The sequence below is a fragment of the Vibrio sp. YQ_11 genome, assembly GCF_043103065.1.
In the GTDB taxonomy this organism is placed as follows: Bacteria; Pseudomonadota; Gammaproteobacteria; order Enterobacterales; family Vibrionaceae; genus Vibrio; species Vibrio parahaemolyticus.
In genome coordinates, this window is record NZ_JBICJM010000005.1 from 143310 (window position 1) to 160853 (window position 17544).

Here is a 17544-nt window from a genome sequence, read left to right on the forward strand (position 1 = left end):
CTTTATCAATCACTGCGAGTTAAAGACAAAAGTGGCAGTTTTCTCGACTTAAACCATAACCACCAGACAGATTGGTGATATGAGTTCTGCCTTCTTGAAGCCCCATTTCATACCCTTCGAGTAGAACGGATTGGCGCATCGACAAGCGTTGCACATGAAATTCATCCGGCGGCGCAATCACTCTCACGCGGGTTCCTCGCGGTGGATTGCGGATAAATTCCAACGACTCATTGTAGTTCTCTGAACGATGCAACATCGCTTCTGCCATTTTGGGATGTTCAGCAAACAACTTGTTCATTAACCAAGTATTTTTTACTGGTTTTTTGGAGTAATTCAGCGGGTGCGATAGCACAACCGTGATGTCTCGCGCTCCTCTTCGGTAAGCTTCTCGAACCGGAATAGAATCCGCCACACCACCATCGGCATAACAACCACCAGAAAAACACGGAGTATGTTTGTAAGCAATCGGCAATGCTGTTGTCGCTTCTATCGCATGATGGAAATTTTCTCGCGTCACTCGATAGTAGTCCGCTTTACCTGTGTCCACATTAGTGGTGGCCGCAAAAAAAGGAATGCCTTCAAAAAGCTTTTTCTCATCGACGGGATACAAACGGTTGGACTCTTCAAACAGCCATTTTACATCAATCAAATCGCCACCTTTGAGGAAACGGGTCGGATCGAAAAAGCGCTTGCTGGTCGCGAGCTTTGTAATCACATTTATACTGCGGTGCGGGTAATCGGTCAGATAACCAATCAAATTAGATGCGCCTGCCGACACACCAATCGCAAAATCAAATGGCTTATAATCTCGCTCTAGAAATGCGTCTAACACGCCACTGGCAAAGACGCCGCGCATCGCTCCACCTTCCACTACAATTGCTTTCGTTGCCATGTTTCCCCCATTAATTTCTCGGAAAAGAGTAATGAAATTCGTGCATTAGCAACAATTGGTTATTCTTATTATTGAGATAGGTGAAGTCTATGTATTTCGAGCTTAGAAAATGAAAACTAAAGATCAAAAAATCCACACTTATGACGCAACACAAGTGTGGATTTGGGAAATATGGGAAGAGTTAGGCAAATACGGTTTTGTAGGCTTCGCCAGCACCATCGATGAACATTTGGGTGCCGATAACTGCCAAAATCAGGCCCATCATTTTTGTCACCACATTCAAAGCACTAGGCCCTACCGCTTTGACCAGTTTGTCCCCAAACAGGAACAATATGTAGGTGATGATACAAAGAACCGCAAATGAAACGATGGTAATAATGGTTTGGTCAAAACCACCTGTGGTCGCAAAGTTCATCGCTGTCGCAATCGTACCCGGCCCCGCGAGTATTGGCATCGCCAACGGTGATACGGCAATACTCAAGGCTGCCTGTTGCTGCGCAGGCGAATACGCTTTTTCCTTGGTTTTTTGATGCGTGGAATCTCCTTGCAACATATTAAAACCAATCATGAAGACTAAGATCCCCCCAGTAATGCGCAGCGCATAAAGGGTGATGCCAAAGAGGTCGAAAATCACTTTTCCTGCGATGGCAAAAATAGCCACGATGACAAAAGCAATAAACACCGAACGAAGTGCTATTGATCGAACGGTCTCTTTATCTTCATCCGCCGTGAGGCTCAAAAAGATAGGAATATTGGCAATGGGATTCATGATCGCAAAGAACCCCATGAACACTGTGACGGTATGAAGTATCAGCTCTTTCATCTTTCCAACGTAGATAAACTATTGATTCTAAAAACAGTATATACCTTCACAAACAGAATGCGCGCCGTTTCCCCAGTCTGAACTCAAACTTATGCTCTAAGGCACAGTTTTTCTTTCGCGATAGTTTACCCATTCATTAAATACCGCTAAGGTGAACGCTCAGCCTAAAAATAGAACAAAGGATGTTAAGTCATCATGAACAGTACGATCCAAACCATTCTTGGCCACCGTTCCATTCGTAAATTTACCTCACAGCCTATCGATAAAGAGCAACTGGAAACCATCCTTCAAGCGGGTCTTGCCGCATCCTCATCCAGTATGTTGCAGGTAGTATCAATTGTTAGAGTCACGGACATAGAGAAGAGATCACAACTAGCGAAATTTGCAGGGAATCAAGCATACGTTGAAAGCGCGGCAGAGTTCTTGGTGTTCTGTATCGACTACCAGCGTCACGCCAGTATTAATCCTGATGTTCAAGCCGATTTCACAGAGTTAATGTTAATAGGTGCCGTAGACTCTGGAATCATGGCTCAAAACTGCTTACTGGCAGCAGAATCGATGGGCTTGGGAGGCGTATACATTGGCGGTTTAAGAAATAATGCTCAGCAAGTGGATGAGCTACTGGGGCTACCCCAGAATACCGCCATCCTATTTGGTATGTGTTTGGGCCACCCAGATCAAAACCCAGAAGTTAAACCTCGCCTACCTGCGCACGTGGTGGTGCACGAGAACCGGTACCAAGCTCTCAACTTAGATGACATTCAAGCATACGACCAAACGATGCAGAACTACTATGCAAACCGCTCAAGCAATCAAAAACAAAGTACGTGGTCACAAGAAGTTACGAGCAAGTTAGCTGGTGAGTCTCGTCCGCATATTCTTCCGTATTTAAATGGGAAGGGGTTAGCGCGAAGATAAAATCCAGTTGTCATCAACTGGATCAAAAAAAGGCCTCGTCAGAGGCCTTATAAACTATACAGAGATAACTTAACTATTAGTTACCGCCCGTAGCACCAGTACCGCCACCCGGAAGTGGATCAGGCTTAACTGGTTTGCCCGGTTTTGCATCAGGAATTGTTGGAACAGTTGGTTTGATTTCGTCAACAGGCTTACCTGCTGCAATGTCTTTCTCAACTTGGTCAACTACATTCTTCGTATCTTCCGCAGAGATCTCTACATAGATAACATCTTCAGAATCAGCACCCGCTTTCGGGTAATGCGGGTTTTTCGCAATGACTTCTTCAGTGATCGCTTTAGCCGCTACTGAAATCGACTTAGGCGTTGCTGTTGGGTTCGCTTTGATTACATCAGAAACTACGTTTGCAGTTGCCACAAGCTTAGTGGCCAACGCTTTAGTCGCAGCATCAGTGCTCTTATCTAGCTCTTTTACGACATTTTCAGTATTACGTAGTAAATCGTCTACTGATACACCGATCGCATTAATATCAATACCCAAGTCAGCAAAAACTTGCTCTGCAACATCCGGAGAGTAAACCCCACCTTCTTCCAAAGAATCCGCCACAAGAGTCGTGAACGGAGAACCTGTTACACGAGAATCTGCCTGTGCAAGGCCTTTAGGGATTTTGTACGTCGTTGTAATAGGTTTACTATTAGATGCATCACGACTTGTTGATGTTGGGCTTAGTACAAACTCACAATCTTGTGGTGCACTAACCACATCAATATGACTAATACGAGCATAACCAACCATCGTCTCGTAATTAGTTGTTAACTCGTCAGCTTCACCTGTCAAGTCACCACACGTGTAGGTAACTTTCATGCCAATAACAGCTGGATCATAAGCCTGAACTGAGTAAGTTTTCACTACTGGGTCACTGTCACTACCACAACCTGCCAGCAGAACCGCAGCCACACTTGCCGTTAAAAGTTTGATTTTCAAAATTAGCTCCAATAATTTGTTGTTATATCCGACCGCAACAGGAAGCATAACGGCAGTTGCATATGGTGTAAATAGGATGCATACAACTTTGGCATGAGTTTTTTCACATTAATCTCTGCTTACCTGTGCAAAATCATGCATTCGTCTCAATAACTCTAGATAGACACATTTTTGTCATATATTTGTCAGTATTTTTTTAAGTATCTAGTTGCCTTTATTGCAACCAGATGGATAATAGTTGTCTATTTTTTGTGGGTCAGTTTTCAACCTTCATTAATAAAACTAAAGCTCTAAGTCGCAAGCAGCCATTTGGAGTGCTTATTACATAAATAATTCTGAATGGACTCGTTTTCTACAGGCTTAAACTGCAGTAAAACATCAATATTGATGACATGCAGCTCAACTAGAATGATTCAATTTCAGTCGGCAAATTTCTTTCGGTAGCTATAAACCAATGAATACACTTAATAAATTTTTGGGGATAACTGTACTTCCTATCGTCCTTTCAGGCTGTACACTTCCTGGTAGCCATCTTTCTATCAGCGATAAAACGGTAATGACTACCGAATCCAGTGACATAGAGTCTCAAGTTACCGTTTATCCCCTAACTTTGGAGCGAGTCACTTCTTTAAACTCTATTGAGCCTTTCTCGAAACCAAACCCAGAGCTAGATGTGGAAATAGCCAAATATGAGTATGAGGTTGGCCCCGGTGATATTCTGAACATCACGATTTGGGATCATCCAGAGCTCACTATTCCTGCGGGTTCGTACCGTAGTTCTGCGGAAGCTGGGAACTGGGTGCATTCTGACGGCACCATTTTTTACCCATACATTGGCGTTGTAAAAGTGGAAGGCAAAAACGTTCGACAAATTCGTTCTGATATAGCAAGCCGTTTAGCAAAATACATCGAAAGTCCTCAAGTAGACGTTAGCGTCGCAGCTTTTCGCTCTAAAAAAACCTATGTTACAGGTGAAGTGAACAAGCCAGGCCAACAAGCGATCACTAACATTCCACTAACACTTCTAGACGCAGTAAACCGCGCAGGTGGACTTGCTCAAGAGGCAGACTGGCGCAATGCAACTCTTACACGCAATGGGGTGGTTGAAAACATCTCGCTTTATGCACTAATGCAACAAGGTGATCTCACTCAAAACCGTCTTCTAAAACCGGGGGACATTGTCCACATCCCACGTAATGACGCACAAAAGGTATTCGTGATGGGTGAAGTCAATGATCCAAAACTGCTGAAAATTGATCGCAGTGGCATGAGCCTTACTGAAGCACTGAGTAACGTCGGTGGTATTAATCAAATTTCGGCAGACGCCACGGGTGTTTTTGTCATTAGACGTTCAAAAGAAGAATCTAAAATGGCAGACATCTACCAGTTAGATGTGTCTGATGCGTCTGCACTCGTTATTGGTACCGAGTTTGATCTAAATCCATATGATATTGTGTATGTTACCACCGCTCCGATTAGCCGTTGGAATCGTGTAATTACACAGCTAGTGCCTACGATTTCAGGCTTTAATGAGCTAACAGAAGGTGTGCTACGCATTCGCACTTGGCCATAGAATTAACATGAGCACAAGAGTTGAACCTTGTGCTCTTTTCTAATACCAAAAGAACCGTTGTTGCTCTTCAGAACAAGATAGAGCATGTAGATTCGATTATTTAGCAATAGCTTAAATAGGGTGAGAACTTGTTTTCTAATATTCTCGTTGTCTGTGTAGGCAATATTTGCCGCTCCCCGACCGGGGAAAGACTTTTACAATCTTTGCTTCCTAATAAGCAAGTGGCTTCAGCAGGCTTAGCTGTCCACAAAAGTCATCTATCAGGAAAGCCCGCAGATCAAATGGCTGCAAACCTCGCCAGTGAACACGGTATTAGTTTAGACGGGCATGAAGCACAGCAATTAACACCAGAGCTCTGTGCTCAGTACGATCTTATACTGGTAATGGAAAAAGGCCATGTAGAAGCCTTAACAAAAATTGCTCCGGAGGCTCGTGGTAAAACCATGCTATTTGGACAATGGATCGAAGAAAAAAATATCCCTGACCCATACAGACAAAGCAGGGAAGCATTCGAGCATGCTTATGCGCTGATAGAAAAAGCGGCATTGGCATGGTCAAAAAAACTATAAGTCGAAAGACTATACACTAACGCTAATGGCAAGGTATTCAAGAAGTTAAAGTAATGACAACACAAACTATTAAACAATCACGTCAAGTCGACGATGAAATCGATTTGGGGAAGCTCTTTGGTATCATTCTTGATGCTAAGTGGCTCATTTTATGTACCGTCGTCCTATTTTCTATTGTAGGTGTCGGTGTTGCCATTCTATCTACACCTATCTACAAAGCTGATGCTCTGATTCAAATTGAAAGTAAGAGTTCAGGTGGTATTTCTGCAATGGTTGGTGATATGGGAGAATTGTTCTCCGCCGAATCATCTGCCACTACTGAAATTGAAATCATTAAATCTCGTATGATCTTGGGTGGCACTGTAGATAAGTTCAACTTAACAACCGTTGCATCTCCTAACTATATGCCAATCATTGGCAAAGGCTTAGCACGAATCCAAGGCGAGCAAATTAGCATTAACGTTACTCGTTTTAACGCTCCATCCTATGCGGTCGGAATTCCTCTAACATTAGAAGTTGTAGATGCAGAGCAGAAAGCATTCAAGCTAACTGAGGATAATGGCAGTGTCGTACTTGAAGGAAAAGTTGGTGAGCTGCTTGAGAAGAATGGATACCAATTTTTAGCAACTGAATTAGTGGCTCAAACTGGTGACTCATTCACGGTCAGCAAAATCAGCAAGCTAGATGCAATTAACAAACTTCAAGAAAACCTTTCAATCAGCGAGCGTGGCAAGCAAACGGGAATTATCTCTTTAAGCTTCTCTGGCGAAGATCGTACTAAAATTCAAGCCATCCTGAACGATATTAGCCAAAACTACTTCTTACAAAATGTACAACGTAATTCCGCAGAAGCAGAACAAAGTCTTGAGTTTTTGAAAGGCCATCTACCAGATATCAAAATTAAACTGACGGCATCTGAAGATGTACTTAATCGATTCCGTCAAGAAAATGAATCCATCGATTTAGGCTTAGAAGCTCAATCAACATTGAAAGTGATGGTTGAATTAGAAGCGCAGTTGAACGAGCTTACATTCAAAGAAAGTGAGATCAGCCAACGCTTCACTCAGGATCACCCGGCATACAAATCGCTGCTTGATAAGCGTCAAACCTTGCTTAAAGAAAAAGAGCGCCTAAACAAACAAGTTCAAAAACTACCTAAAACTCAACGTGAAGTATTGCGTATGACACGTGATGTAGAAGTTAACCAACAAATCTACATCCAGCTATTGAACAAGGTGCAAGAACTCAACATTATCAAAGCAGGAACCGTTGGTAACGTTCGTATTCTTGATAGTGCTCAGTCATTTTCTAAACCAATAAAACCAAAAAAAGCGCTCATCGTTGTTTTGGCGACGTTGCTAGGCGGTATGGCTGGCGTTGCATTCGTATTGATTCGCGCAGCCTTCCACCGTGGTGTAGAAACGCCTGACCAAATCGAGCAAATAGGCATTCCGGTATATGCAAGCGTGCCTAAGTCTATTCAGCAGCTAGAGTTTGCAAGCAAACTGAAGCGCAATAAAAGCAAAGGCAACAATGAGTTGGTTTTACTTGCCGAAGCGAACCCTGCAGATTTATCTATCGAAGCTCTTCGAAGCCTACGTACCAGTTTGCACTTCGCAATGATGGAAGCGAAAAACAACGTGCTTATGATTTCCGGTCCTGCGCCTTCTATTGGTAAGACATTTGTTTCGACCAACTTTGCAGCCGTTGCTGCGAAAACAGGTCAAAAAGTGCTTCTTATTGATGCAGATATGCGTAAGGGTTACCTACAACAATGCTTCGGCCTACGTTGGGATAATGGTCTTTCAGAATACCTGAGCGGTAAAGTAGCACCTAGCAACATCATTAAATCGACGTCAATAGACAATCTAAATGTGGTTACTCGCGGTCAGGTTCCACCAAACCCTTCTGAGCTTCTTATGCACCCTCGCTTTAAGAGCTTTATTGATGATATGTCCGCTGAGTACGATCTAGTCATCATCGATACACCGCCTGTACTTGCAGTAACGGATCCAAGCATCGTTGGTGCACTTGCTGGCACCACATTGATGGTAGCTCGCTTCGACCAAACGACATTGAAAGAAATTGAGGTAGCACGTGGTCGCTTCGAGCAATCAGGTGTAGAAGTTAAAGGTGTGATTCTCAATGCGGTTGAGAAAAAAGCATCTAACTCATACGGCTATGGATACGGCTACTACAACTACGCTTACAAAAGCGAATCATGAATTAATCTAGATCGCTAATTTGACCAAATATGACAAGGCCCTGCTAGAAACAGCAGGGCTTTTTCTATTGCACTCTTAATTGCTTGTACGTCAACAAACTGAGCGAGACAAAGAATATTGGGTCACTCCAACCAAAACCGACAAATACTCCTGTAATGCCGGCATAGATAGTAATCACTGCCCCTAACCCATTAGTAATCAATAATGCCTTAAACAGCTGTTTCGCAGTCTTACCAGATTCCACATCACGTAGCATCAAACTCACCGCAGCGATTCCACCTAAAAAGATCGACGTATGTTGCGATAAAAACAGCGCGTATTTGTCGTTAATTTGTACGCCATACATCGGCCACATCATGGTTGGTACAAAAAACAACGCAAAAGCGAATACCGTATATATGACACCATGAACGGTTAGAAAAGTGCGGTTGGTCATCATCTCCTTATCCTCCAATAGGCGCTTGATTGATCGTCGTTAACGGCACATTGATATCGAAGATTTGACCTCGTACTTCGACTACGCCCATTTTTCTTAAGCGTGCGGCATGCATTTCGAGATAAGCTTGCGCCGTGGCTTCATCTTCAAAAAGATAGATACCACCACCGAGTTTGTCTTTTTCGCTTTCCGTCCAAATTTTCCAAATCATACCCGGCTCTTGGTTAATTGATTTCGCTAAATCGATCAGAGCATTCGACATGTCTTCACCAAATGGGCCATGAAATTCAAAATCAACTTGCAGTAATTTCGCCATCTTGAGTCTCCTCTTATTATTGACTCGCTTTCGATGGGAAGATTATTACCTTTATAAAACTGACAAAAAAGTTCATAATTTTGCCATTAACTGTGGAAAAAACTGACTAATGAGACTCAAAACAACCTTAGAGCAGTGGCAAACACTACAAGCAATTGAACAGGCGGGAAGCATTCAGTCAGCCGCAGTAACGCTCAATAAAAGCCATACCACGCTTATCTATTCGGTGAAAAAACTTGAAGACCAGCTTGGTATCAAGCTAATAGAAGTAAAAGGTCGTAAGGCGGGGTTAACCGAACACGGCAAGACGATGTTACGCCGTGCGCAATCAATGCTTGAGCAGGCTCATGAACTTGAAATGATCAGTGAACAGCTAAATAGCGGTGTAGAGTCGCAAATTACGGTAGCTATCGATCACCTGTGCGATCCAAGTTGGCTCTATACTCCTCTTAGCGAATTTCTCACACAAAACAATACAACTTCAGTTCAAGTCGTAGAAACCTCTCTGAGTAAAACCACAGACATGGTGATCAATGAATTAGCGGACATCGCCATCATCAACCTTCCGATCACCAACTACCCTGCTGAAGCGTTTGGCACTACCACTATGGTCCCTGTGATCGCAGCTCAACATCCGCTAGCAAAGAAGGAACATATTTCATTGGCGGACTTTGCGACCACCAGCCAAATTGTGGTTCGAGATTTGGGGGAATCAGACAAAGAGAAGCGAGACGTAGGCTGGCTGCGCGCACGTCAGCGTATTACCGTCGATAACTTCGACCACGCTTTTCACGCCGTAGAGCAAGGCGCTGGATTTTGTCGGCTACCAGCGCACTTAGTCGCAGCCCGCAAGAGCGATAAAATTAAAGTATTGGAGATCGAACACTCCCATCAATATCAGGTTGCGCTGCACCTCACTTTGCCCAAAGGAGCCAAAAGCGGTCCTGCGACTCAAGCGCTTTATCGTACTTTACTCAAAAGTGTAGAAACTCGAGCCTAGCGACAGTGGTATTGAGTTGAATCGCTAGTGTTATCGCTTATTGATTCTCCTTAAAAATAGAGAAACGGCCATTTTGTGACGCTACACTCTCACAAAAGGTTGCACGAAGGATAGCGACCACCTACTATCACTCTGCTCATGCCTAAAGCACCCAACACTCGCGGAAAGAACTCGGTTCACGGCAATATCCTCACCTGCTTGGTTTAGCAGGCACAATCTATTTTTACCTTCTTTTTAGCTTCTATTTAGGCGAGTGTGGAAGAAATAAGAAAGGTGAAATATGAACTCTACAAATAGCTTCTCGATCAATATCAATCAGCAAAAATCCATTGCTAAAAAAAGGCTCAAAGCTATCCGCCTATGCGATGACGCTACGTTGGAGTTAGTTAAGCGATTTCACTCCAAACCAGAATCTTTGGCTCCCAATACAATTCAATTGGCTGACGTTCAACATGCACTCGCAAGAGAACTGGGCTTATCCAGTTGGAGTAAACTAAAAGCTCATGTCGAAGAGCTAGAAGTGCACAAACTAGCCATCAAAGAACAAAAACCGCCACTAGATGCGAAAGTAAAAACGCTACACGTTCGTTGTGGCCACGACATTCAACAACAACTTAAAGCCAGCGGATTTGAAGGGACATTTTTAGCCCTGATCGATCCGCTTTGTATTGGCCCCATACCAGCAACACCGCAGAACTTCCTTACCATTCGTGCCCAATATGTCGTAGAAACTCTGCTGCCCGTGATGAAGCGTGAAGACTCGATTCAAGATATAGTCACATTGGAACAATCAAACCTCGAACTGTTGCAAAGTGATGTATTTGAACGAATCGTCTTTTGGGTCGAACATGACAGCTATGATCAATTGATGCTAATTCGCGCTCTAACACAGTTAGAGAAAGTAGAGAATAAAGTGATAGAGATCATTGAGTTGAACCAGTTCCCGGGCACTGAGCGATTCATTGGCTTTGGGCAGTTGCCTGAAGAAGCTATTCGTTCTTGTTGGCGATACCGTAAACCCGTATCTGCTAAGTTATTGAGCCAAGCAAAGCAGTGTTGGCAAGCAGTGTCATGTTCCTCACCAAAAGCTATCGTCAGTTTGATAGATCAACATCAACTGGATTGCTTACCGAACATGTCCGATGTGCTTAGGCGTCTCTTGCAAGAACTGCCTCATACCAATAGCGGTTTGAGCATGACTCAACAGCTTGCTTTAAATGTATTGAGTTCACCGCGTTCACCCATCTCTGTAACAGAGTGGTTCAAGCGGTATCAGCAAATTGAACCGCTACCTTTTTAGGTGATGTCATGTTTTACGCCCTACTGTTTCCACTGACTCAATCCGAAGTGCCGCTTTTCGCTATCGACTCATTAGAGAAGAATTGGTGGGAACAAAAAGTTACGCTGACCGAATTTGGCAAAGCGTGTTTAGCAGGCCAAAAGCGAGCAAAGCAATGTTACTGGGTGGGCGGAATGCGAATAAGCGAACATAATCATTGGCGTTGGGATCACCAACGCATCTCCTCACTATCTCACTACAAAAAATCGTAATTACGCAACCTTGAGCTGCGATGCTATTGACTGTAGTGAGCATTAGCATCGCCGTCTGGATCCAAATACTATTACGGCCTATCACCTATTTCACACTGCATAAACCGTAACTATTTATGCAAAAATCAGTTTCCGCCTCGAAGATATGCACATCATTCCTTATTTAGCCGAAATGTAAGAATTCATTTCTATCGGTTGTATGTTCGATAAAAATGTTAAAACTTGAAGTTTTCAACCAGCAATTTCGTTACAATTTAGTTAAAGTTCTATTTTTTATAGTGACAAAGTTCACATCTATTAATCAATCAGAGGATTATTCTTTCGTATTTTCTCACTCCACTGCTACTCTGCTCGCCGCTTTGAAGTGAACTCAAGGTGCATAACTATAAGGAGTGTTCTCATGAATACCAAGAAACCGATGTCGCTCACCAGCCGAGTAATTTTAGGTATGGTAGCGGGTATCTTGACAGGATTTGCAATTCGCACACTTTTTGCCGACAACGGATTTGTCGACGCATACATCGTTAATGGATTATTTGAAGTTGGTGGGCAGATCTTCGTCGCCAGCTTAAAAATGCTTGTCGTACCACTAGTGTTTGTTTCACTGGTTTGCGGCACGAGCTCTCTAAAAGACCTTTCTACATTGGGTCGCATGGGTGGTAAAACCCTTGCTTTCTATATAGCAACGACCGCTATCGCTATCACACTTGCGCTTACAATGGGCACGCTATTCCAACCGGGAGCTGGCGCTGATCTGACAGCAGCAAGCTCATTTAAGTCGGCAGAGGCGCCTTCTTTGGGTCAAGTGATCATCGATATGTTCCCAACCAACCCAATCAGCGCGATGGCAGAAGGTAAAACCCTGCAAGTGATCGTGTTTGCGGTTCTGTTTGGTGTCGCGATCAGCGCAGCAGGTAAGCCTGGTGAGCGAATTGCAGCATTCTTCTCTGATCTAAACGAAGTGATCATGAAGCTTGTAGCAATTTTGATGAACCTAGCTCCATATGGCGTGTTCTTCTTGATGGCGAAGTTGTTTACTGGTCTTGGCTTAAGTGCCATCGTCAACCTAGCCGAGTACTTTGTTGTGTTAGCGGGCACACTATTGCTTCACGGCCTAGTGACTTACAGTCTAATGCTAAAAGGCTTTACTGGCCTTAGCCCAATTACGTTCCTACGTAAGATGGAAGACGCAATCATGTTTGCCTTCTCAACGGCATCATCAAACGCGACCATTCCAGTGACAATGGAAACAGCAAAACACCGCATGGGCGTAGATAACCGTATTTCATCATTCACTGTTCCTCTAGGTGCAACCGTGAATATGGACGGCACAGCCATCATGCAAGGTGTCGCAACCGCATTTATTGCTCAAGCATTCAATATTGATTTGAGCATGGGCGATTACATGATGGTTATCATGACCGCAACACTTGCGTCTATTGGTACTGCGGGTGTTCCTGGGGTAGGTCTTGTCATGCTTGCTATGGTATTGAACCAAGTTGGTCTGCCGCTTGAAGGTATCGCGCTCATCATGGGTGTTGACCGTCTTCTTGATATGATTCGTACCGCGGTAAACATCACTGGTGACAGTGCTGTGACCGTCATTGTTGCGAAATCAGAAGGCGCATTGGATGAAGCTCGCTTCAACGACCCAATGGCAGGCGTTGCCGAAGAAGAAGTGCATCTTAAACGCGCTGACGCCTAAATCGTTCTACGATTACCATTCTGAAATTATATAGTCCTGTCTAAAAGAAAGCCCCGATGGAAACATCGGGGCTTTTGTTTTCGCCACGTCTAGAAATGCTCTTTCTAATCCGCCATCGAATTCAGTTTTTCTCTGGCTTGTGCTTCGTGCTCTTTAGTGATGGCATTGCCGACAGAGTTAGCGGCTAACGTAAGCGCTGCCATGTCATCGGTAAAGCCGACGCCTGCTAGTACGTCAGGCACCATATCGGTTGGTAATACAAAGTAAGCCAACGCGCCACCTAAAATCGCCTTATGGCGAACGGCGGTGTTGGAATCTGTCATCGCGAGCCATGATTTGATGCCCATAACGGCAATTTCTTCACCCGCTTTCTTAACCGACCCTTTCATTTTGCGCCAGAATGTTTTCTCATCTGGCGCTTGCATCGTTTGATCTTTGGCGTCTTTCGGCGCCGATTTTACAGACATTGTTGTGATCATCGTTGCCTCCGAAATTTATGACTGTGGCCAACATATTAATAAATCGAACCTGAACGCAAGATTAATAACAAGAAATGATAGTAAAGTGAAACAAAAACACAGATAGAAAAATCCCCAAACCGAAGTCTGGGGATCGTGATGTTGAGAACCAAGCTTTAGAAGGAGAATGCCTTATTGAGCAATCTTCTCCAGTACACGCATCAGCATTTTGATTCGTGGCTCGATAGACTCAAGCAATAAATACTCTTGATCGCTATGGAAACCTGCACCGATAGGTCCTAGACCATCCAAAGTTGGAACTCCAAGAATTGCCGTATTGTTTGCATCAGAGCCGCCACCCACTTCTTTCCAGTTGATGTCGATAGACAGTTCACTTGCTGCTTCTTCAACTAATGCCATCAAGCTTTCAGTTTGCGCGCTTGGCACCATAGAAGGTTTGTAAGCTTCACGAACCAACTCGATGCTAACGCCATCAACGAATGGTGTTTCCAGCATGCCGTTTAGCTTGCTATCGACATCATCGTATTCTTCATTACTCCAGAAACGCACATCCACGATCGCTTCAGCGTGCTCAGGGACGATGTTTGCGCCGTTACCGCCAGACACAATACCCACGTTTAATGTGGTGCCAGATTCGAAGTTCGTCATAGCATTGATTGCGAGAATCCAGTTCGCCATCTCGGTAATTGCACTGCGGCCATTTTCTGGCTCGTTGCCAGCGTGGGCCGCCACGCCGTTAAACGTGACTTTGTAACGCGCCATGCCTTTGCGCGCTTTGACTAAACCGCCGTCTGCGCGTGCTGCTTCTGCCACCAATACGTTTTTCGCGTTTTTTGCAACAGATTGAATCCAGTCGACCGAATCTAACGATCCGGTTTCTTCGTCTGGGTTCATGCAGATACAAATCGACAGTTTATCCAACACCGCTTGGTCGAGGTTACGCATCGCGTACACAATATTCAGCAAGCCAGATTTCATGTCCGAGACCCCCGGACCGTACGCTTTGTCAGCGTCTTGAGACATAGGACGTAATCCAGCGGTGCCGACAGGGAACACTGTATCCATGTGACCAATCAGCATCACGTCAACTTGCTCAGCCTCAGGCTTGTTTCGAACTTCAAGACCGATGCCCGCTCTGCCACAGTCGATGCGTTTTACGCTCCAACCAGACATCGCTTGGTACTTCCCTTCAAATTGAGAAGCGATAAACTCAATGCCATCAGTGGTGTACGTGCCACAATCGACATTGATGAGAGGACGAAGTTCTTCGAGATATTCATTGAGAGAAAACTGCATGATTGCCCCCTAAACAAACAAGTTCATGACTAGCATTGCGCCAAATGCGTTCAATACGGAAATCGCAATCATAATTGGGATGTAACGACCTTCAGTACCGATAGGTCCCATAATTCGACCCATGTACTGAACCTGTGAGCCCATTAGGTAAATTGCAGGTGCAAGAATCGCGATGTGCGTACCGTTCAAGATGCCTTGGTCAAACAATGTGATAACCACGCCAACTGCCCCGCCCATCGACATCCAAGCACCAATCAGCACCGCAGCCGCTTCACCTGGCAAACCAAAAACCGCCATTACTGGAGAAAATACCGAGCCCATCAAATCCAACGCGCCAGTAATCTGCAACGCCTTAATGATGACAAACGCCATAAGAACGTTAGGCACGGTTGATGTTGTCGCAATAACCCAGCCTTTTTTAGCGCCTTCAACGAAAATATCCGTCACCATCGGCTTACTTACTTTTACGTCACTCATTACGCCGTCTCCTCTTTTAAGTTCTCAGATTTGCTTTGCTCTTGCTTGTCTTCTTTACCTTCTGTGATGTTTAGGTAGATGCGGAATAAGTTCGCACCCACGATTTTAAACAAGAACATCACCACAACCGCCAAACCAATAGAAGACGTTACGGCAAGCGAGCCATCCGCCATCGTCAACGTAAACAGTACCGCCCCTGAGGAGAAAAAGTTAACAATAGTGGCACCAGCGGTGAACTGGAACATAGTGAACACATCGGTTTCGCGTTTGGTAAGATGGCCTTCATCTTTAAGCTGACGAGTCATCGCCGCGCCCGCGTCGGTACTTTGCAGCGAAGCGATAAGAGCCAAACCAGAGTTACCCGGAATACCCATAATTGGACGAAGAAGCGGCGTTAACAGTTTGCGTGCCGCTTCTAGTGCGCCATAGTGCTCAAGTACATTGATCATACCCAGTGCGAACATAACGGTAGGAATCAAAGTAAGTGCAAAAATGAAACCGTCACGTGCACCGCTACCACCAGTACCACGAAGCGACGTTGTTGCAACTTGCACACCGTCAGCCGTTTCGGTGACACCATAAGCCACCTTGCCAAAAGAGCCATTCAACGTGGTGAAATCAAATACGCCATACCATTCGTTCGATTGCATTAGACCAGAAAAGAAGACGACCGCAAACGCCAGTGCAACGTAGCACCCCAGCGTAACCTTGCGCTCGGTTTGAACAGGATTTTTCATAACATTACCTACACATGTGGGACAGGACACATATGTTCACCCGAATAATGTGCTAGAGAGATGATCAAAATCAATCCGCCTGCCGAACATTCTGGTGACTCAGTTATGAAGTTTTGTTTTATGATTTTAATCACATTTGAAAGATAATAAAAATTTGTACTAACAATTAGGTATATTAATCTATATCGATACCTCAGGACTTCTTCATCAATCCGACCAATGATTCTGACGAATATTGCTTTCTACAACATTCATGACGTACTTCATACTTTGGCATTGAGGCGATATCGATTAACTCGAAAGTAACATTCCATAATGAAATTTAGGTTAGGATTGTCCGGTCATATGCAAACGGCATAAACCAGAATCAACAGGACTAGGCAGCCCATTGTTACGCTCACAACCTAAAATAGCCAAGTGGACACTCGCCCTCGTGTTTTGGGTGGTGATGGTATGTTTAAGCCAAAACTCCGGCTTCTCGAAAAGCTGCCCTAAGGCTCACCAAATACAGAGTCAGCAAAATGAAAGCGTGAATTTATCACCATCTTGCGACCTTTCAGAGAAGTTGGTTCAAGCGTACCAGCACCAGTTTGATCATATTCTTATTCCGTTTTTTCTGTTTGCTTTGATTGTGGCGCTGCCGATGGCATCCGCAGCAATTCGTTATCTGGAATACACAGAACCGATACCGGAAAAGTATCGGGTTCACCTAAAACTTTGCGTGTTTAGAGAATAAACCTAGCAAGGCGAGAGGCCTCCTCGCCTGACTTTTGTACGTATTTTATTCGCTTCACATAACAAACAACGAAATCTAAAAGTTTTAGGAAATATTATGACATTCACTCGTACACTTTTGACGTTAACGCTGGCTATCGTACCTGCCGTATCTTTCGCATCAGAAAAGACCTCAGAACAAAAGCTAGAGGAAATTACTCAGATACTAAAAGAGAACCCTCAAATTCTTGATTCATTGCACCAAAACCTGCAAGAGTACATTGCGTATCAACAGTCATTTGGCGACACCTTGAAGGAGGTTCGTCACTATCTAAATGATGGCAAACATTCCTCTTTTGGTGCTGAAACCCCAGAGTTAACTATTATTAACGTAACGGACTACAGTTGCCCTTTTTGTAAACGTTTAGAAGGAGAACTGGTCAAAGTTGGTAAGGAATATCCGCAGATAAAAGTGCTTAACCTCAATGTCTCTTTTAAAGAACAATACGAGAAAAACGGCTACAACTCGGCAAGTTACGCATTAAATGTTTGGCAAAACCAGCGAGATAAGTACGAACAAGTGCATGCGTTATTGGTAAAAAAACCGGGCGCACATGATGCACGTTCGTTAAAACAGATCGCGAAGAAAACGGGGACAGAAGCGCAGCTTGTCGACGACAAAGAGACCAAAGCGCTGCTTGATAAAAACTATCAGTATTTCACGCAACTTGGTTTACGCGGTACGCCCGCGTTGATCATTAATGATCAGGTCATTCCTGGCTATGTGCCGTTTGACGAGCTAGAAAAAGTCATCGACCAAGAACTGGCGAACTAAAACAACAGAGCCCTTC

At 44.2% G+C, this 17544-nt stretch carries 17 protein-coding genes and 1 pseudogene; 9 read left to right on the plus strand and 9 right to left on the minus strand.

What is annotated here, in order from left to right; genetic code table 11:
• Positions 1 to 19: 19 nt before the first annotated feature.
• Together ACF8EG_RS01200 and ACF8EG_RS01205 are read right to left on the minus strand one after the other, a co-directional pair.
• Positions 20 to 892, minus strand: coding sequence for a patatin family protein (locus ACF8EG_RS01200; RefSeq protein ID WP_069505501.1), 873 nt, complete (start codon positions 890 to 892; stop codon positions 20 to 22).
• A gap of 181 nt (positions 893 to 1073) precedes the next feature.
• Complete coding sequence (locus tag ACF8EG_RS01205; protein ID WP_005458325.1) at positions 1074 to 1715, minus strand: MarC family protein; 642 nt, start codon at positions 1713 to 1715, stop codon at positions 1074 to 1076.
• 195 nt (positions 1716 to 1910) lie between these two features.
• On the opposite strand from ACF8EG_RS01205, the gene nfsA reads away from it, so the two are divergent.
• Entirely contained in the window at positions 1911 to 2633 is a 723-nt protein-coding gene (nfsA, locus tag ACF8EG_RS01210) for an oxygen-insensitive NADPH nitroreductase (RefSeq protein ID WP_069505503.1), read from the plus strand.
• 76 nt (positions 2634 to 2709) lie between these two features.
• Here nfsA and ACF8EG_RS01215 read toward each other — a convergent pair whose 3' ends face one another.
• Positions 2710 to 3615, minus strand: a complete 906-nt coding sequence (locus ACF8EG_RS01215) for a hypothetical protein (protein WP_069505670.1) — start codon at positions 3613 to 3615, stop codon at positions 2710 to 2712.
• Between the two features lie 454 nt (positions 3616 to 4069).
• Between ACF8EG_RS01215 and ACF8EG_RS01220 the strand changes: the two genes are divergently transcribed.
• The 3 genes from ACF8EG_RS01220 to ACF8EG_RS01230 all read left to right on the plus strand — a co-directional run bounded on the left by ACF8EG_RS01220 (position 4070) and on the right by ACF8EG_RS01230 (position 7982).
• Positions 4070 to 5188 carry a polysaccharide export protein gene (locus ACF8EG_RS01220; RefSeq protein ID WP_023584498.1) on the plus strand — a complete coding sequence of 373 codons (1119 nt, stop codon included), beginning with the start codon at positions 4070 to 4072 and terminating at the stop codon, positions 5186 to 5188.
• Positions 5189 to 5316: 128 nt separating this feature from the next.
• Positions 5317 to 5757, plus strand: coding sequence for a phosphotyrosine protein phosphatase (locus ACF8EG_RS01225; protein ID WP_025793681.1), 441 nt, complete (start codon positions 5317 to 5319; stop codon positions 5755 to 5757).
• Between the two features lie 53 nt (positions 5758 to 5810).
• Positions 5811 to 7982, plus strand: coding sequence for a polysaccharide biosynthesis tyrosine autokinase (locus tag ACF8EG_RS01230; RefSeq protein ID WP_069505504.1), 2172 nt, complete (start codon positions 5811 to 5813; stop codon positions 7980 to 7982).
• Positions 7983 to 8046: 64 nt separating this feature from the next.
• Here the strand turns inward: ACF8EG_RS01230 and ACF8EG_RS01235 are convergent, their stop codons facing one another.
• Together ACF8EG_RS01235 and ACF8EG_RS01240 are read right to left on the minus strand one after the other, a co-directional pair.
• Entirely contained in the window at positions 8047 to 8418 is a 372-nt protein-coding gene (locus ACF8EG_RS01235; protein ID WP_069505506.1) for a hypothetical protein, read from the minus strand.
• Positions 8419 to 8425: 7 nt separating this feature from the next.
• Positions 8426 to 8734 carry a monooxygenase gene (locus ACF8EG_RS01240; RefSeq protein ID WP_069505508.1) on the minus strand — a complete coding sequence of 103 codons (309 nt, stop codon included), beginning with the start codon at positions 8732 to 8734 and terminating at the stop codon, positions 8426 to 8428.
• Positions 8735 to 8843: 109 nt separating this feature from the next.
• On the opposite strand from ACF8EG_RS01240, the gene ACF8EG_RS01245 reads away from it, so the two are divergent.
• The 3 genes and pseudogenes from ACF8EG_RS01245 to ACF8EG_RS01255 all read left to right on the plus strand — a co-directional run bounded on the left by ACF8EG_RS01245 (position 8844) and on the right by ACF8EG_RS01255 (position 12990).
• Positions 8844 to 9734, plus strand: a complete 891-nt coding sequence (locus ACF8EG_RS01245; RefSeq protein ID WP_069505510.1) for a LysR family transcriptional regulator — start codon at positions 8844 to 8846, stop codon at positions 9732 to 9734.
• Positions 9735 to 10014: 280 nt separating this feature from the next.
• A pseudogene (locus ACF8EG_RS01250) lies at positions 10015 to 11285 on the plus strand (DUF1835 domain-containing protein).
• 400 nt (positions 11286 to 11685) lie between these two features.
• Entirely contained in the window at positions 11686 to 12990 is a 1305-nt protein-coding gene (locus ACF8EG_RS01255; protein WP_005458380.1) for a dicarboxylate/amino acid:cation symporter, read from the plus strand.
• A gap of 104 nt (positions 12991 to 13094) precedes the next feature.
• Here the strand turns inward: ACF8EG_RS01255 and ACF8EG_RS01260 are convergent, their stop codons facing one another.
• The 4 genes from ACF8EG_RS01260 to ACF8EG_RS01275 all read right to left on the minus strand — a co-directional run bounded on the left by ACF8EG_RS01260 (position 13095) and on the right by ACF8EG_RS01275 (position 15979).
• Positions 13095 to 13469: a YkvA family protein gene (locus ACF8EG_RS01260; protein WP_031381517.1), complete on the minus strand. Its 375-nt coding sequence runs from the start codon at positions 13467 to 13469 to the stop codon at positions 13095 to 13097.
• 171 nt (positions 13470 to 13640) lie between these two features.
• Positions 13641 to 14765 (minus strand): M20 family metallopeptidase, encoded by a 1125-nt coding sequence (locus ACF8EG_RS01265; protein WP_069505512.1) that lies wholly within the window; start codon positions 14763 to 14765, stop codon positions 13641 to 13643.
• A 9-nt stretch (positions 14766 to 14774) separates the two neighbouring features.
• Positions 14775 to 15242, minus strand: coding sequence for a YjiG family protein (locus ACF8EG_RS01270; protein ID WP_005458317.1), 468 nt, complete (start codon positions 15240 to 15242; stop codon positions 14775 to 14777).
• Positions 15242 to 15979, minus strand: coding sequence for a nucleoside recognition domain-containing protein (locus tag ACF8EG_RS01275; protein WP_005480162.1), 738 nt, complete (start codon positions 15977 to 15979; stop codon positions 15242 to 15244). Before ACF8EG_RS01275 ends, ACF8EG_RS01270 begins: the two co-directional genes overlap by 1 nt.
• Before the next feature lie 529 nt (positions 15980 to 16508).
• Here ACF8EG_RS01275 and ACF8EG_RS01280 point away from each other — a divergent pair.
• Together ACF8EG_RS01280 and ACF8EG_RS01285 are read left to right on the plus strand one after the other, a co-directional pair.
• Positions 16509 to 16715 carry a copper resistance protein gene (locus tag ACF8EG_RS01280; RefSeq protein ID WP_229616686.1) on the plus strand — a complete coding sequence of 69 codons (207 nt, stop codon included), beginning with the start codon at positions 16509 to 16511 and terminating at the stop codon, positions 16713 to 16715.
• Positions 16716 to 16811: 96 nt separating this feature from the next.
• Positions 16812 to 17528: a DsbA family protein gene (locus tag ACF8EG_RS01285; protein ID WP_065765759.1), complete on the plus strand. Its 717-nt coding sequence runs from the start codon at positions 16812 to 16814 to the stop codon at positions 17526 to 17528.
• Positions 17529 to 17544 lie beyond the last annotated feature (16 nt).

Coding starts and splice junctions, on each gene's coding strand:
- ACF8EG_RS01200 (WP_069505501.1), bottom strand. CDS start 892: ATGGCAACGAAAGCAATTGTAGTGGAAGGTGGAGCGATGCGCGGCGTC.
- ACF8EG_RS01205 (WP_005458325.1), bottom strand. CDS start 1,715: ATGAAAGAGCTGATACTTCATACCGTCACAGTGTTCATGGGGTTCTTT.
- nfsA (WP_069505503.1), top strand. CDS start 1,911: ATGAACAGTACGATCCAAACCATTCTTGGCCACCGTTCCATTCGTAAA.
- ACF8EG_RS01220 (WP_023584498.1), top strand. CDS start 4,070: ATGAATACACTTAATAAATTTTTGGGGATAACTGTACTTCCTATCGTC.
- ACF8EG_RS01230 (WP_069505504.1), top strand. CDS start 5,811: ATGACAACACAAACTATTAAACAATCACGTCAAGTCGACGATGAAATC.
- ACF8EG_RS01235 (WP_069505506.1), bottom strand. CDS start 8,418: ATGACCAACCGCACTTTTCTAACCGTTCATGGTGTCATATATACGGTA.
- ACF8EG_RS01240 (WP_069505508.1), bottom strand. CDS start 8,734: ATGGCGAAATTACTGCAAGTTGATTTTGAATTTCATGGCCCATTTGGT.
- ACF8EG_RS01245 (WP_069505510.1), top strand. CDS start 8,844: ATGAGACTCAAAACAACCTTAGAGCAGTGGCAAACACTACAAGCAATT.
- ACF8EG_RS01255 (WP_005458380.1), top strand. CDS start 11,686: ATGAATACCAAGAAACCGATGTCGCTCACCAGCCGAGTAATTTTAGGT.
- ACF8EG_RS01260 (WP_031381517.1), bottom strand. CDS start 13,469: ATGATCACAACAATGTCTGTAAAATCGGCGCCGAAAGACGCCAAAGAT.
- ACF8EG_RS01265 (WP_069505512.1), bottom strand. CDS start 14,765: ATGCAGTTTTCTCTCAATGAATATCTCGAAGAACTTCGTCCTCTCATC.
- ACF8EG_RS01270 (WP_005458317.1), bottom strand. CDS start 15,242: ATGAGTGACGTAAAAGTAAGTAAGCCGATGGTGACGGATATTTTCGTT.
- ACF8EG_RS01275 (WP_005480162.1), bottom strand. CDS start 15,979: ATGAAAAATCCTGTTCAAACCGAGCGCAAGGTTACGCTGGGGTGCTAC.
- ACF8EG_RS01285 (WP_065765759.1), top strand. CDS start 16,812: ATGACATTCACTCGTACACTTTTGACGTTAACGCTGGCTATCGTACCT.